Genomic DNA, 16262 nt, shown 5'->3' with positions numbered 1-16262 from the left:
TCTTGTTTCCACTGAGATTCGCTGTGTTTTTGCAACGCCAACAACTCTTTCACCATCGCTTGTAGCTCGGCAACATCTTGGCTTTCTGGGTTGATATTTGGCGTCTTTTTCATGGCATTTATTATACTAAAGTCATGCCGTTAACGCTTGGTGGATATAGCTTTATTATCGATTAAGTCATTGTAAAATCGTTTATTTGAACGGGTTTATGGCCGATAATCGTGAAGCCAGAAAGCAGTCTATCAAGCTCGCATTGAGTCAGGGTAAACACGTCATTTTTCTCTTTTGACGGCCATTTATACTTGGCTTTTTCAAGGCGTTTATACCAAAGTGCAAAGCCTGTTTTATCCCAGTACAACACTTTGATTTTGTCGCGCTGTTTATTGGTAAACAGGAATAGTGCGCCGCTTCCCAAGGGTAAATCGGTGTCACTTTCGATAATCGCCGCGAGGCCATTGATGGACTTTCTAAAATCGACACTCTCACGATACAGATAAATATCTGGTGCACTTAGCATATGTTTCATGACAAGGCTCCAATGAGTTCTGCCAGGTAGGCAGCGGGCGTGCCTTGAGGAATACTCAGCTCAACGTCGTTGACAAAAAGTGTCATATTCGCGGTAGGTATTTGCGTCATATGGTAACGTGTTGTCTGCTCTACAACGTTTGCTTTGACGAAGCCGTTAGTCTGTGGTGTTTGAAGGTGTGTTAACTGTTGGCGTTTGGCATGAAACGTGGAAAGACTTAATCCGTGATGTTCACAAAAAGCACGTTGAGTGAGTTGGCTGGATTCATAGCACTCAAACAAAGTCTGCCATTCTTGATTGGTACGTCGTGTTGCCATTTTAAATCTCCTTTGGATTGGAGATTTGATCTTATTCTTCGAGTAAAGTGATTAGAATGCGGTGTTTATGGCACGCTTACATTCTTACTAATTTAAAATTACGCTTCTCAACCCTATTCATCACGGCAAAAGGAAGTTCTATGATGAAGGCCATTATTAGTTTATTGGTATTATTATTAGTCGGTTGTTCATCGGGTTTACAAATCACTGTTCCTGATTCTGTTTATGAGAATAATCAATCAATAGGCTATCTTGTTGGTACTCTGGGTGCTAATACCGAATGGCCGAAAACAGGTAAAAACCTGATTACAACGATTAATATTCGACCTCTAAACACCAATAAACCTAGAATTGGGGACGGTAATATTATAACGATCTCCAATAATAATGAAGATGGACATTTTGAAGGTTCAACAATTAGCGGCCATTTGTTTAATATTGAGTTACCCGTAGGACAATACGAAATTTTCAGTATTCAACTGGAAGGCTCAGATGGTAATAAAACGCTGATCTCCAAGAACAACAGCAAAATGGACATTACATTTTCAATTAGTGCTAACCAAGCCAGTTATATTGGACAGTTTCTTGCCGTTAGCCGTATAGCGAAAAGTGAACTTTGGAATCTTGAGTATCCAAGTGGGTATGGCTATTTACAGCATAGTTATGATCAACAACGTGATGAAACATTATTTTCTCTGGAGTATCCAAAACAACAAGCGACCCCTTTTCATCTTGAATTACTCACTTTTAATGATAACCGTGTATTAAAAAATTAATAATTACTCTATTATCTAAACCTAAAAATAAGACGATCATTGATCGTCTTATTTTTTATATTTGCAGAAAACGCGTTACTCCGAAACACATGAAGAATAGCTATACCCTCTCCCACGAATTGTCTTAATATGCTGTTTAGACATGCCTGCTAGCACCATTTTACGACGTATATTACTGATATGCATATCAAGGTTACGGTCAAACGGGCTAAGCTCTTTCTTCAAAACGTCTTTTTGTAATGTGGCTTTTGAGACGACAATATCGTTATTCTTAATTAAATATTTAAGCAAATCGAGCTCTGTGCTGGTTAAAGGTAAGCGAGAAAGCTGACTTTCTAATTCCACCGACGTTGAGGGTAAACTATGACGTTGGCGCTCTAAGCCTACTCTTCGTAAGATTGTCGAAATACGTACCAGTAATTCTTCAACTTTAAATGGTTTAACCAAAAACTGATCAGCGCCAGCCTGCAAACCATCAAGCATCGTTGTTTCATCTCCTAATGCTGTAAGCATAAGGATTGGTGTTGCAAAACGCTGACAAATACGACGAGCAACCTGCATACCATCAAGTGTGGGTAACATTACATCAAGCAGTATTAGATCGACACCCGTTGATTGAAGGTATGTTAATGCTGATTCACCACAATGAACGCAACTAACTTCATGACCTTCATCTTCAAGAACTTCAGTTAACAACGTACACAATTGTACGTCATCATCAACCACTAATATCTTAGACACAATACAACACCTAAACACAATGAAAGTGCATATTAATCACCTGTTAAACAGATAACAATAGCTAATACATCTATCCTGTTAAGATAAATTAAGAATTTACCGCTATAAACAAAAAAGCGATTCTCTAGATCGTCGCTTCTTAAAACGCTTATCAGGTTATTCTTGGCAAATTAAGCTTGCGACTTTTGCTTCTTTTTGTGGCAAGTACCATGAATCTAACCCCGCTTGAACTAACTGTGTTGCTTGTTCAGGTGTCATTGTACCATTTAAGACGGCAACACTGGTTTGATCGATTTGAGCCTCGAAACTCTCTTTACCCCGAGATAAAATCTGCGCAGCACTTCGAATAGTTGAATCGCACTCATTACGCCATCCCATCATTTCCTTCGCTATCGGGTTTTCAACCTCAAAGAAATGGTTAGATAATGAGAAGAAACCGGGAATAGAGTTAGTCAATAACTCAGCATACTCAGCTGTTGTCATCCATTCTAGTAACGTTTTTGCTGCTGGATTATTTTGTGCTTTCGTATTTAACCCTATACCAATATCAGTATGATCACTGAAATAACATTCATCACCGCGATTTTCTACCGGAGGTGGGAATACGCCAAAATCTAACTGTCCTGTAAAGGTGCTGATATCCCAAGAGCCTGCTGGATAAATGGCCGCCTTACCTGTTTTGAACAATTTAATGGAATCGGCATATTTACGAGTCTGATAACCATTACCTAAAAACTTATTCCAATTCGCTAACTCCTGAAACACTTGTCGGTATTTTGGTGAATCAAAACGCTCAGTACCGTTAATCAACCCTAATCGTCCATCTTCACCTTTCCAGTAATTAGGCCCTATATTTTGAAAGCCCATCGTACTCGTTTCCCATTTATCATTCGTACCTATTGCTAAAGGCACATATTGACCACTGTTTTTAATCATATTCAGAACATGATTAAACTCAGCTGTTGTTTTGGGCACACTTAAGTCGAGTTTTTTAAATATGTCTTTATTGTAAAAAAAACCGTGGATAACAGAGGCCATCGGTAAACAAAAGGTCTGTGCACCAGAATCAGTTTGCCAAGGATTTAATGCAAAGCTCGGGAAGTTTTCCATCCCTGCCATTTCTGTAATATCGCTAAGGTGTCCCTGATTAAACAGCTTTAACGAACCATCAAATGGACGACAGGCAATTAAGTCGCCAGCATTCCCCTTCTCAAGGTTAGTATTCAAATCATCAAGAAATGAGGTTAACCCTTCAGGTGAACGATAGATGATTTTAATATTCGGATAATGCTTATTAAATGCTGGAATGATTTTATCTTTCCAAATCGCATCATCTTGCCGCCAAGAATCAACCAATACAGTACCTTTCAGTGAAGAGTCATACTGTTGTGCACTCACCGATAGTGGTGAAAAACCAGCTAACGCGATACCGCTAACAACAAGGCTGCGACATAAAGTTGATTGAACCTTTGTATAAAAAGGGGAAACTATTATCTTTTTCATATTTATACCTTAAATCGTTCAATCAATTGACGTTGCTCTGCAGCTAGTTTCGATAGCAACTCACTACTGTTTGCAGACTCACGCGCTTCTGATTCTGCGTTATAAGCAACACCCGCAATCCCATTAATATGCTCAGCGACATCTTGACTCACTGATATTTGTTCTTTGGTTGCATGAGCAACTTGCTCTGCCATTTCAAGAATAACGCGCATACGATCTGCTATCGTTTGTAATGTTTCATCGGTTAAACGTGTCTGTTCAACACATTGTTCCGTTTGTTTATGACTTCGCGCCATTACCTTAGTTACCATTTCAGCACTGTGCTGAAGATTATCGATCATCTCATTAATTTCTTCTGTTGATTGTTGAGTTCGATTTGCTAAAGCGCGTACTTCATCAGCTACCACTGCAAAACCACGTCCTTGCTCACCCGCACGTGCCGCCTCAATCGCCGCGTTAAGAGCCAATAAATTCGTTTGCTCAGCAATGCCACGGATAACATCTAAGATACTACCTATATTCACCGTAAAGCTTTCTAGTTTGCGTGTTATATCAACCGCTTCAGTAATATCAACCGATAGTTGCTCTGTAATGTTTCGACTATTAAAAACTAGGTCTCGCCCTTGTTGCGCGGCCTGATTTACTTCATTTACTTCGCTCACCGTAAGATCAGATGAACGAGAAATCTCTTTCGCGCTAACTTCTAATTCAGAAATGGCAGCGGCGACTTGATCTGTACGCTGTTTTTGATCTTCAACACGACTCATCGCTTGTTCGCTTGTAACAGCGGTTTTATTTGCCTCTGTTACTAACTGTAATGAGCCATCGTTAATTTTCGTGAGAATTTCAGCCATGCTTTCAGATAATTGGTCAATTGAGCGAGACAACGCACCAAATTCACACTGAGATTGATAATTAGTACGTTGGGTCATATCACCCGCTGTCATCTTGCGTAATACCGCATTAATACGTGCTAATGGCGTGTGGATACTTTTTGCCGTAGTAAAAGCAATAATTAAAGCAATAACACCTGAAATCAAGCAAGCAATAATGATACTGTACGTCGCTTGGTTGGCTGCAGCATCAGCAGCATTTCGACTATTATATGCATTACTACTCGCATACTGCATATAATCATTAAGTGCTGTTTGAGTAATAACAACTTGCTGATTAGACTGTTGATTCAGAGCTGAAAGTTGACTTTCTAGCTGGTTATTTTCAGCCATAACCGCCAGTAAACCTGTTTTACCCAATGCTAAATCATGAACACGTTGTAAATTACGTGCATAACGCGCTTTAACATCTTCAGGCACATTAATGCGCTCTAAACCTTGTTTTGCTAATTCAATATCTTTAGCAAGCACTTTGCTTAGTTTTTCAAAGTTAGTGTTTTTATTAGCACGACGAACATTTTTTAAGTCACGACTAATACCACTGGAAATAAGTTCTGCTCGATTGCTTAAAGAACGTTTTACACTCGCACGTTGGAGTAATAAATTCGCGGCCCATTGATAAGTATCTTCTAAACGAAGAAACGACAAATTAAGCTCTGTTAATCGGTCATTAACAGCAACCCATTGATTATGCTTGTTAATTGTTTTTTGTGATAATTCAAAAAACTTATCGGCTGCAGCGAGCGCCGTTGATAATTTTAGTTTCGCTTCCTCATCAACAGAATATTGCAATGCTTGTTGTTTTGCGGTGTTAAATTCATGTTGAGCCTGTGATACCGCCTCTTTTCGCTCGTTTAATAAGTTAGATGATTGAGTCGTACGGTAATCAACAACTGATAGCTGATTTTCACGTAAGCTCGCGAGTAATTGACTTGCCGATGTCACCATAGGCGTCGACACCTCAGTTACATCGGTAAGGCGATCATGGATTCGACTAGTATTGATATAACTAATACTTCCAACTACGGCAATAAGAATAAACATTATTATAAAGCCGACAATGGTGCGCTGTACTATTGATAATGACATAACATGCTTCTATTTATGATTAAATCACGCCGCAGCTGATTAAATAAGATAAGTATGAATATACTTATTTCGCGGTTCTAAATAAAAAATTAAGAACAGATTCAATATAGAGATCACACTTTATTATTTAAATAGTGATAAAGGTATTTATTATTTTTAATAAAATTCCGTTCAAATTCCAATTTGGTATTAAATGACAGTATTTTTAAATTTAAAAATAACTAATGCGATGTACCTCATATAAATACTTTTAATTTTTAGTTATCTCACTTAATTAAATTTAGCGTATATGCAACAATCTACTTTTATAATTAAAAGATAGATGATAAGAGATAATTTCATGAAACTGTCTATTTATTATTCAGAATCAACAGATCCAAGATTCAATCAAGCGATTGAAGAAACGTTACTGAAGCAAGCAAGTGACAACAGTATTATTGCTTTTTTATGGCAAAACCAGCGTTCTGTTAATATAGGAAAAAATCAAAATCCTTGGCGCGTATGTAAGCCAAAACAACTTCGTAGTGAAAATATTAACATTGTAAGGAGTCATACAATTGGCGGTGCTATCTATCAAGATTTAACGCACACAAATATTGCATTAATCGGCCCTACTCATTATTTAACACAATGCATAATAGAAAAAATATTAATAGATACATTTGAGCCATTAAAAATAGATATAACAGTATCTGGCAATCTTGAATGTTTGGTTGAAAATAAAAAAGTTTCTAATACTGCACTATTAGTCTCTGAAGGTTATTTATTTTTTCATACGACTTTAAGAGTAAATACTTCTCTTACTGATATATCAAAATATATGAATAGTCATTATTCTAGTCTCAATCATCAAAATCTAGAACTGTCTTATACCTCTATTAACCAACATATTCGTCCATTAGAGCATAATGAATTATGCCATTACATTAGCGATAGTATTCGAAAAACGCTAAAGCTTGATGTGGAAAACACGATTATTGTAAATAATCAGCATCCAGATTGGATCGAATTTAGTACTCATTTTTATCGTCTTAAAAGTTGGGACTGGAATTATGGTCAATCACCTAGTTTTATTGAATCGTTAGAGCATGACTTTTCATGGGGACTGGTAGAACTAAAATTAAATATTGATGCTGGAGTTATCACCAAAGTCTACTATGATGCGCCTTTCCAATACCACAACATGATGAATGACTTTAGCCAAGCGGCAATTGGTTATCCATTTAATGCCAAGTCTGTTATATCCATTGTCTGTAGCTTGTTGCTCACGCATTCAGAACATTATGATGAACTGATGACACTTTCTGAATGGCTACAACAAGAAATTGCATAATACAAAAGATGCTAACTTTTAAGGAAAAATTTACTTTTATGTCTATATATTGAACTAAATCAATTGGACATCAATTACACTATATTTCTCATTAACAACTTCTTGACTTTAGCAGAGGCGGCACCAAATCTAGCCTATCTGCTTTTCCCACAGAGTTATACACAGCTTCTGTGGATAATAGGAACTATTTTTTTCTCCTTATGATACTTACTCCAAAGGTGTTTTTATAACAACAACGACCGATAGAAATAAAATATAAACTATAATAATCAGCATGTTAAGAATAAACATTGAAAACATTAACTCTCAATAGTTATTAAATTCACTTTATTTATGACATAAAAATACTGTGAATAAATCCTTTTAATTAATCATAATTCAACACAACTTTTGATAAAATTATGCTATGTGACTAAATAAATACCATCCATAAAAAAACCACCAGCGTGTACTGGTGGTTTAAAAAAATTAATAGTGAATCAGTTAGCTTTTTTTCGCCTTAAATAAGTCATCACTCCAAGTAACGCAAACGATAAAACACCAATATGGCCGCCACTTCCACCATCATCTTCATTGATATTACAGTTATTGGCAGAAATACTGTCATTACAAGATGTTGTATCTTTATTTTTCTGTTCTGATATAAAATCAGGGTATATAATTGGTTGTTCAGGAACGGTATTTGTAGTTTTTGCTATCCAATCACTAAAAGTACCTGTTCTTGCATAAAAAGTAGGGCTTGAATATGAACCACATACAACTCCCTGAGTCAGTGCACTTCCGCTAACGATACCAATTTGATACCAATCACCATTGTTACTTTGAGTAAGTATTGGGCCACCACTATCACCAAAGCAAGCATCAGCACCAGTGGCAACAGGTACTCGAGATAATAATTTAGGTGGTAAACTACAGATTTTTAAAAGACTAGCCGAATTATCAATAAATTGGCCTTCAAATCCACCATCACTATAATATTGATAACATTCTTCAATAGGATAACTGGTTAAACTTGCTTCTTTTAAATAATCAGATGGATTATCACCACTTGTTGTTGTTGCCCCCCACCCTTTAATAACCAGATTCGGGGCACGATTATCATTATCCCATTGCAAAGTTAGTTGTTGGTCTAACTCATTAGCTTTAGCACTTGATGGGATTTGTACTCGACCAACATTAGAAAAAGTACGTTTAACGCGAATTAATGCAATATCATTGTCCAAAAACGCAGATGTGATTTCTGTTATGTTTTTATCACTATCTTTTTTGAATTGAACATCTGGGCTATATGAAGGGTGAACAACAACATGGGTAGCTTGGTATTCATCTTCAGCTGTATATTGGGTATTATCAGTAATTCCAGCTGTAACCATTACTTGACTAGGTTTAAGAACATCATATTTATTATCTGATGAGGTATTTTGAACTTCATATACAACACAGTGAGCCGCAGTTAACACCCAATTATCATCGATAACAGTTGCACCACAAAACGGTTTTTTATCTCCCTCATTTATTCGCAAAGATGCCATAAAATTGTCAGAAGGTGCCACTGAAACCTCATTACCCCCAATAATATACGCAATAACATCACTATCTGACGCTGTTGCTGTAAGTGAAAAAGACAGTGTTCCCGATATAACTAGCCCTAACGCTGTAATTTTATTCATACAAGCCTTCTTAATTATTTTTCTTTTTAATTAAGCTTATACGTTAACAAATTATTTCCAACCAAGCGGGAATAAGAAGTAAAAAAGTGACACCAACCATAACCTGAAATAAGAATATCTATTTATAACAACGGCTATTTGAACATTAGCGACCATCAAATAAATACGATCCAGTGAACATGACCTGGCTTTGGTTAAAAAAGTTAAAGTTTAATTACTTTTTGGTTGGCTTCTCGATAAATTCCTATGACATTTTTCTTCCTTTGGACACTAAACAGTCTGATGTACTATATACTTCGTGATCTCGCTCTTGTTTTCTTCCCTTATGATTATTTGATGTGCATAATGTGCCCACAATAACTCTATGGACAATTCCCATGACTATCGAACAAGCTTTAAAAGATCGTAGCGAATCAAAATGTGAACTATGTTCTTCTGAAAATAACCTAGCTGTATACGCAGTTCCAGCGTCTGAAGATAAGAGCGCCGGCTGTAGTGTATACCTTTGTGATACTTGCCGTGGTCAGCTTGAAGATCCAGAGACAACAGATGAAAACCACTGGCGTTGCCTAAACGACTCTATGTGGAGTCAGGTTCCAGCTGTACAAGTAATGGCTTACCGTCAACTTAAGCGTCTTTCTTCAAAAACTGACTGGGCAATGGACCTAGTTGACATGATGTACCTAGAAGATGATGTTAAAGAATGGGCAGATAAAGGTCTTGTTGAAGAAGAACAAGCTTCTGTTCCAACACTTGATGCAAACGGCGCTAGGCTACAAGCTGGTGACAACGTAACAATCATCAAAGACCTTCCAGTTAAAGGTTCTAGCATGGTAATTAAGCGTGGTACACCAGTACGTAATATCAGCCTGACTGATAACCCTCTTCATATCCAAGGTCGTGCAGACGGCGTTCAAATGGTTATCATTGCGGCATACACTAAGAAATAATTATTATTTTCTCTTATCTTAGATAAAAGAAAGCCCTTAGCGATCTCATCATTAAGGGCTTTTTATTATCTCGTTATTTATATCCAACCAAGATTATTTAGATTTTTTGATAACAACCGTATTGGCTAATTTATCATGCCACCCTTGTTTACGTTTATCCCAGCCAACGGCAAGCAACCCTATTCCTAAAGGGATTGCTGATACAAAATAACCTAAATAACGAATAATAAATTGCTTAACCGTAGGTTTATTACCTGTTCTTGCATCAACAATGATTGACTGTATTGCCATTTTCCCTAGCGTCGCTGATTTGTAAAACCAAAAAAGCATTACGCCGATAAACGGTAGACCATAATTAATAACCACACTCACAGGATCAAAAGTCGAGTTTGTTCCCTTCGAGAAGAAGTCACCATATAAACTGTACAATAATGGTGCAGTGACTAATGAAACAACTAGGGTATCAACAATTGTCGCGACAACACGTTGCCAAAAGCCCACATAAATTACGTTATTGCTACTGCAATCAGTCATACTTTCCAAACTTTCGATTAATAATAAAGTTAATCATGCGTTTACCTAATGAAGAATACGGTGAATATAATAGCTTCAGTGATGAAATTGAAGCTTGATACATTACAGGGCGCATCTTAGATAAACGTTCAAAGCCTTCTTTGCCATGATAATGACCTATCCCACTATTGCCTGAACCACCAAAGGGTAAGTCTTCTTGCGCCACATTTAACATTACATCATTAATTGTGACACCACCTGAACGCGTCTGCTGAATAACTTTTTGTTGTAAATCTTTATTGTTAGAAAAGAGATATAAAGCCAGTGGCCTATCACCTTTATTTATTGATGAAATAGCCTGCTCTATCGATTGGTAACCAAGAATGGGTAAAATAGGGCCAAAAATCTCACGCTGCATAACTTGCATAGTGTCATCCACACCAGTTATAAGATGAAGTGGGAATTTACGCGAGTTCAAATCTGGAGATGAATTGGGGATCAAATTATAAATATCGGCCCCTTTCGCTTTTGCATCTTCTAAAGTCGTCACTAATCGTTCAAAAGACTGACTATCAATAATTGACGTGTAATCTTGATGGTTTATATCAACAAAGCGCTTAGCAATGATCTTTTTCGATTTCGCTACAACTTCTGGTAACAAAGCCTCAGGAACATACAGGTAATCTGGTGCTACACACGTTTGGCCACTATTGTAAGTTTTACCGCCTAAAATTCGCTCTAATGCCTTATTGAGATCGTAGTCATCTGCAATAATGGCAGGAGATTTCCCCCCAAGTTCTAACGTTACTGGAACAAGGTTTTTCGCCGCATTTGCCATTACAGCTTTACCCGTTGCACTAGAGCCAGTAAAGACTAAATGATCAAACGGTAGTGCTGAAAAGGCTTTACCTGTGTTGCCTTCTTCAGCAATAAAGCGCACCTTTTCTAACGCAAATGTATCTGTAAATAACTGCTGTAACAATCGACAGAGTTCTGGGGAATTTTCAGACATTTTCACCATTACTGAATTGCCTGCAGCAATCGCGGCAACCAAGGGTGCGATAGCTAAAAATAAGGGATAGTTCCACGGTACTATAATACCAACAACGCCAACAGGTTGAGGTATCACTCTATTTTTAGCGGGTTTAAACCACATCGAGGTATGACGTTTTTGTACTCTCATCCAACGAGATAGATTTTTTTGTGAATTTTTAATGCACTCAATGCTAGTAAATATTTCAAGCAGTGCAGTTTCTGAAGCCGAACGCTGACCAAAGTCCTGTGCAATCGCATGGCAAATAGCATGTTGATTCTGCGTAATTAATAACGAGATCTTATCTAAATCAGTTAATCTTTTTTGTAATTCAGGTATAGGACATTGTAAAAATGCCTGTTTTTGTTTAGTTATATATTGATCTAACTTCTCATCCATCCGTATTACTCTCATCACAAAATCAAATAAAAACAAGGAATAAAACGTTACATTTTTTGTAAGCGTATCGTAAACACAGATCTTTATACTCTAATCCGTTAGCTTATGGGTATGAATAAATACAATACGTTAGTTGGCTAGATATACGCATCACGCAGTAATTTAGACTACCCTCAATAACAGAGGGGACAAGTAAAAGGTTTAGATATGTCAGTACCTATTTTATATACACTGAGACAATGTCCTTATGCTATCAGAGCAAGATTGAGCCTGACACTTGCTGAACTTGATTTTGAACAGCGTGATATTGATTTGAGGCAAAAACCTGCCGAAATGTTAGACATATCACAGAAAGGAACGGTACCTTTACTTGTATTAGAAAATGGTGATTATATCGATGAAAGTTTAGAAATCATGATCTGGGCTTTGAACAAGAATGATCCTCACAATTTACTATTGAGTCATTCCCCTCACTTCTTTCCTGAAATGCTCAACCTTATTGCAAGAAATGATCATAAATACATTTCAGCATTGGATCACTATAAAGCCGATGCTCGCTATCATAATCCAGAAGTACCGATATATCGTAAACTTTGTGAATCATTTCTGACCGATATCGAAAACCGCCTTTCCAATCATCAGTATTTAATGACAGATACATTGAGCTTAGCTGATTACGCGATATTACCTTTTATCCGACAATTTTCGCATATTGAACGTCAATGGTTTAGGCAAGCTGATTATCCAAATATAAAGCATTGGTTAAAAAATCTTTATCAAGATCCCATCTTTTCAAAAGCAATGATAAAGTATCCATTATGGGATAATAGTAGAAGCACAGTTGTTAATAAATACAATGACTTAACTATGACAGATTAGTGAATTAGTGATGAATATTGCATAGCGAATGTCAACGCTGTGTTAATAACATCACTAACAACAATAGCTTAATAAAGATGAAATATTCCTTATTCAAATTAGCTGAAGGTTAATCATTAACCTCACTTTTAATAAGGAATTGTTATGGTAAACGATAGTCGTCGCTCATTTATAAAAAAGTCTGCCGTTGTTGGTGCAGGCGCTGCTGCAATTAGTACAACCCCAAATGTTTTTGCAAGTATTGAAAAGGCACTTTCAATCCCTGCGAACCGCAAGCATGGCAGTATCAAAGATGTTGAGCATGTCGTTATTTTAATGCAAGAAAACCGTTCCTTTGATCATTACTTTGGCACAATGCCGGGTGTTCGAGGCTTCGCTGACCGTTTTCCATTAAGACAACCTAACGGTGATTTTGTTTGGAATCAGCATAACCCAAATCCAGATGAAGAAAGTACTTTCAAAAAGACCTTATTACCTTGGTATTTTAATACCAGCAAAAATATTGGATACGAATTTTTTGCAGGTACCCCCCATTTTTTTGATAATGCTCAATATGCAAATGCACACGGTAAAATGGACCAATGGCTACCTAATAAATCTGATAGGACAATGGGGTATTTTACTGAAAAAGAAGTCCCTTTTCAGTTTGCTCTCGCTAACGCTTTTACCTTGTGTGATGCTTATTATTGCTCAACACAAACAGGTACTAATCCTAATCGTGTTGTACATTGGTCAGGTACAAATGATGCTCACGCAAAGAAAAATGGCCCTGTCATCAATAATAATCATGAAAACTTTTATACACCAGATGAAATCGAAAACGGGTATAAATGGACTACCTATCCTGAGCGATTACAACAAGCAGGTATATCGTGGCGTTTAGTGCAGAATATTAACAATAACTACACCGACAACCCACTTGCTGGTTTTAAAACCTTTAGAGATGCGCACCATAATAATCCATCTGCACCTTTCTATTTAAATGGTATCGGAACAGAAACTCAACCTTCCATCGAAACATTCCGCGAACTTTATAACAGTGAGGAAGGTTTACCCAAAGTCACTTGGATTGTAACTGAAAATGAATTGTCTGAGCATCCAGGTTGTTCTACTCCAACCTTAGGTGCAGCTTACACATCTGAAGTATTAGATATACTCACTTCAGATCCTAATATTTGGGCTAAAACGGTGTTTATTGTTAATTTCGATGAAAATGATGGCTTATTTGACCATATGCCACCACCATCGGTTCCTCACAAAACACCAGATAACAAGGTATACGGTAAGTCGAACATCAGTACCAGCAATGAGTATTATTATGATACCGACTATTCAAAAACTAAGGAAAATGTTGATGATTTTGTAAACAAAGCTTCACATGGATTAGGACCACGTGTTCCTTGTTACGTAATTTCACCATGGAGTATTGGAGGGAATATTAACTCACAGGTGTTTGATCATACATCTGTTTTACGCTTCTTAGAAAAAATAACTGGTGTAGAAGAGCCAAATATCTCCACCTGGCGACGTGAAATCTGTGGCGACCTCACCTCTTGTTTTGATTTTGAAAAGCGAAGTGACACAATTGATATTCCACAAGGTAAATCAGAGTCTGAAGCCTATAAGTTAAAAGCCGCAGCAGAAAAAGAACATGGAAAACATTTGCCTAAATTTGATCATGAGCATGAATACGGCTACGATAAAGATGGAAAAAGAACGAAACCACAAATGAGTTTAATTGGTTTACCCGTTGTTACACAAAACGGTTCTCGCCCATCTTGTCAACTTCCATATGCGCCTAAAGTAGATATTAAATTTAAATCTGATGCCGTAATGTTTGAGTTCGCTAACCAAGGTAAACAAGGCGTCGTATATCAAACCTACAACTACCTTGCCCATAATGAGCCCCAGCAAGACAAATTTCTCGCTCCTGAAAATAGCCCATATGATATGACCATGCCGCGTCAGTACAGTTTAGCGTCTAAAGGGGCGAATAAACTTGAACCTACAGTTTCAGATAAGTGGACATTTGGTGATCATAGAGACTTTGATTTAATGACTTTTGGTCCTAACGGGTTTATTCGTAGAGTAAAAGGTTTTACATCTGAACACAGAGAGATGCCAATTGTTTCAATCGATCACAAAGAGTCAAGAGCCGGCCATGCTTCCCCTCACCTATCGATTAAAATTGAAAATCGCTCTAAACAAACTCAAATTATTACAATAACAGATAATATTTACGGCAAAGATCCTGTGGAACTTAAGATCAAAGCTGGCAAAACAGAGCATATCGCTTATAAGACCTGTAAGCACTGTTGGTATGATTTATTAATAACAGCAGATAACTGTGAATATTTCTCATTACAAGCCGCAGGACGTATTGAGATGAATCATAAACACAACTTTAAAGCTGTGACAGATCCTGAGATGGGAAACTTTTCTTGCGATAACGAGCTAAATATCTTAATGAGTTAATTTTAAAAGTAAAACCGGCAAGTAATTAAATCAATTAGCTTGCCGGATTTTATAATTACTTATTACGGCTTAAAAAGTATTCATCTTGTAAAATATACATTCGCTTAATGTCGCAATACTTACCATTAATGAAGATTTCTTTCACTAAATGGCCTTCCTCAACGAAACCACATTCTTCATATAGATGGATTGCTTTTTCATTCTCTACCGCCACATGCAAATATACTTTATGTAGATTAAGAGTAAACGCCCCATGAACCCACGGGGCGATATTTGTTAGTGTTTGAGGTTCCAAGGTAGGAGTGCATCGATATCGGGCTCAGCTTTCGCGAGCTCTTTCATGCACTTGACCATGTAGTCGTAGAGGATAAGGCCGTTGGCTTTCGCAGTCTCGACGATGCTGTAAAGCATCGCACTCGCATCAGCACCATTTGGCGTGTTCGAGAACAACCAGTTCTTTCTGCCAATGACCAGCGGTTTAATTGCGCGTTCAGCGCGGTTATTGTCTATCGATAAGTGACCGTCATCGATATAGCGGATCACCTTCGGCCATTGGCCGAGCGTGTATTTTATCGCTTTACCCAGCGGGCTAGACGCTATCACTTGTTGAGATGTCATCCACTCGTACAACTCGTCCAGTATCGGTTTGCTATGCAGTTGACGTTCTGCTTTTCGTGTTTCGACAGTCGCACCTTTTAAGCGCGATTCTATCCCATAGAGCTTCTGGATTTTGGCCAGCGCTTTATCTGCTTTGCCTGACTTACCTTTACCTTGAAGCTTCTTAGCCTCCATGAACTTTCGCCGTGCATGTGCCATGCAGCCAACATTGGTGACGTGATAAAGACCATCATAGGCACCATAGCCATCGGTTTGTAGATAACCACTGTAATCCCCCAAGAAGGCAACAGGGCATGCCCTCGCGCGACTGTTTTGATAGTCGTACAAGGCAATATTCTTCACATTGGGGAGTGCGGCTTCTGGCGAGTCTGCGCCCGAGCAGTAGAGCCACATGTAACACTGTTTTTCTTCCTTGAGAACATTGAGTGGCGTTTCATCCGCCTGGACCACCACTTGTTGAAGTAGTGCTCTTTTAGAGCGGCATAGAGTGGTTTGAACTTCTCACTAACTTGGATAACCCATCTGGCCATAGTGGTTCGTGATAGCT

General features: G+C 37.7%; 13 protein-coding genes and 2 pseudogenes. 5 read left to right on the top strand and 10 right to left on the bottom strand.

Going from position 1 to position 16262, the window contains the following annotated elements:
• Positions 1–172 precede the first annotated feature (172 nt).
• On the bottom strand, positions 173–526 hold the full coding sequence (tnpB, locus tag SKA34_RS08115) for an IS66 family insertion sequence element accessory protein TnpB (protein ID WP_006643801.1): 354 nt from the start codon (positions 524–526) through the stop codon (positions 173–175).
• The gene (locus SKA34_RS08110) at positions 523–843 is read right to left on the bottom strand and encodes a hypothetical protein (RefSeq protein ID WP_004998436.1); all 321 of its coding nucleotides are present in this window, start codon (positions 841–843) and stop codon (positions 523–525) included. Before SKA34_RS08110 ends, tnpB begins: the two co-directional genes overlap by 4 nt.
• A 140-nt stretch (positions 844–983) precedes the next feature.
• Here SKA34_RS08110 and SKA34_RS08105 point away from each other — a divergent pair, with 140 nt between their 5' ends.
• On the top strand, positions 984–1619 hold the full coding sequence (locus SKA34_RS08105) for a hypothetical protein (protein WP_232284245.1): 636 nt from the start codon (positions 984–986) through the stop codon (positions 1617–1619).
• A 75-nt stretch (positions 1620–1694) separates the two neighbouring features.
• On the opposite strand, the gene SKA34_RS08100 is transcribed toward SKA34_RS08105, so the two are convergent.
• From SKA34_RS08100 to SKA34_RS08090, 3 genes are all read right to left on the bottom strand, one after another.
• Positions 1695–2360 carry a response regulator transcription factor gene (locus SKA34_RS08100; RefSeq protein WP_006645025.1) on the bottom strand — a complete coding sequence of 222 codons (666 nt, stop codon included), beginning with the start codon at positions 2358–2360 and terminating at the stop codon, positions 1695–1697.
• A 156-nt stretch (positions 2361–2516) separates the two neighbouring features.
• Positions 2517–3863: an ABC transporter substrate-binding protein gene (locus SKA34_RS08095; protein WP_006645024.1), complete on the bottom strand. Its 1347-nt coding sequence runs from the start codon at positions 3861–3863 to the stop codon at positions 2517–2519.
• A 2-nt stretch (positions 3864–3865) separates the two neighbouring features.
• On the bottom strand, positions 3866–5845 hold the full coding sequence (locus SKA34_RS08090) for a methyl-accepting chemotaxis protein (protein ID WP_006645023.1): 1980 nt from the start codon (positions 5843–5845) through the stop codon (positions 3866–3868).
• Between the two features lie 340 nt (positions 5846–6185).
• On the opposite strand from SKA34_RS08090, the gene SKA34_RS08085 reads away from it, so the two are divergent.
• Positions 6186–7178, top strand: a complete 993-nt coding sequence (locus tag SKA34_RS08085; RefSeq protein WP_006645022.1) for a lipoate protein ligase C-terminal domain-containing protein — start codon at positions 6186–6188, stop codon at positions 7176–7178.
• A gap of 479 nt (positions 7179–7657) precedes the next feature.
• Here SKA34_RS08085 and SKA34_RS08080 read toward each other — a convergent pair whose 3' ends face one another.
• The gene (locus SKA34_RS08080) at positions 7658–8848 is read right to left on the bottom strand and encodes a trypsin-like serine protease (protein ID WP_006645021.1); all 1191 of its coding nucleotides are present in this window, start codon (positions 8846–8848) and stop codon (positions 7658–7660) included.
• A 377-nt stretch (positions 8849–9225) separates the two neighbouring features.
• Here SKA34_RS08080 and SKA34_RS08075 point away from each other — a divergent pair, with 377 nt between their 5' ends.
• On the top strand, positions 9226–9798 hold the full coding sequence (locus tag SKA34_RS08075; protein ID WP_006645020.1) for an alkylphosphonate utilization protein: 573 nt from the start codon (positions 9226–9228) through the stop codon (positions 9796–9798).
• A 93-nt stretch (positions 9799–9891) separates the two neighbouring features.
• On the opposite strand, the gene SKA34_RS08070 is transcribed toward SKA34_RS08075, so the two are convergent.
• On the bottom strand, positions 9892–10332 hold the full coding sequence (locus tag SKA34_RS08070) for an RDD family protein (RefSeq protein ID WP_006645019.1): 441 nt from the start codon (positions 10330–10332) through the stop codon (positions 9892–9894).
• Positions 10325–11743: a coniferyl aldehyde dehydrogenase gene (locus SKA34_RS08065; protein WP_006645018.1), complete on the bottom strand. Its 1419-nt coding sequence runs from the start codon at positions 11741–11743 to the stop codon at positions 10325–10327. The genes SKA34_RS08070 and SKA34_RS08065 overlap by 8 nt, the downstream gene beginning before the upstream one ends.
• Before the next feature lie 207 nt (positions 11744–11950).
• On the opposite strand from SKA34_RS08065, the gene SKA34_RS08060 reads away from it, so the two are divergent.
• Together SKA34_RS08060 and SKA34_RS08055 are read left to right on the top strand one after the other, a co-directional pair.
• A complete protein-coding gene (locus tag SKA34_RS08060) occupies positions 11951–12622 on the top strand; it encodes a glutathione S-transferase (protein ID WP_006645017.1) in 672 nt (223 codons plus the stop codon).
• Positions 12623–12766: 144 nt separating this feature from the next.
• The gene (locus tag SKA34_RS08055) at positions 12767–15097 is read left to right on the top strand and encodes a phosphocholine-specific phospholipase C (protein WP_006645016.1); all 2331 of its coding nucleotides are present in this window, start codon (positions 12767–12769) and stop codon (positions 15095–15097) included.
• Positions 15098–15152: 55 nt separating this feature from the next.
• On the opposite strand, the pseudogene SKA34_RS08050 reads toward SKA34_RS08055, so the two are convergent.
• A pseudogene (locus SKA34_RS08050) lies at positions 15153–15338 on the bottom strand (GNAT family N-acetyltransferase); the annotation flags it as partial.
• Positions 15339–15373: 35 nt separating this feature from the next.
• A pseudogene (locus tag SKA34_RS08045) lies at positions 15374–16262 on the bottom strand (IS66 family transposase); the annotation flags it as partial.

The organism is Photobacterium sp. SKA34, assembly GCF_000153325.1.
Taxonomy (GTDB): domain Bacteria; phylum Pseudomonadota; class Gammaproteobacteria; order Enterobacterales; family Vibrionaceae; genus Photobacterium.
The sequence above is the reverse complement of the archived record's forward strand: the minus strand, read 5'-3'. Positions and strand labels throughout refer to the sequence as shown.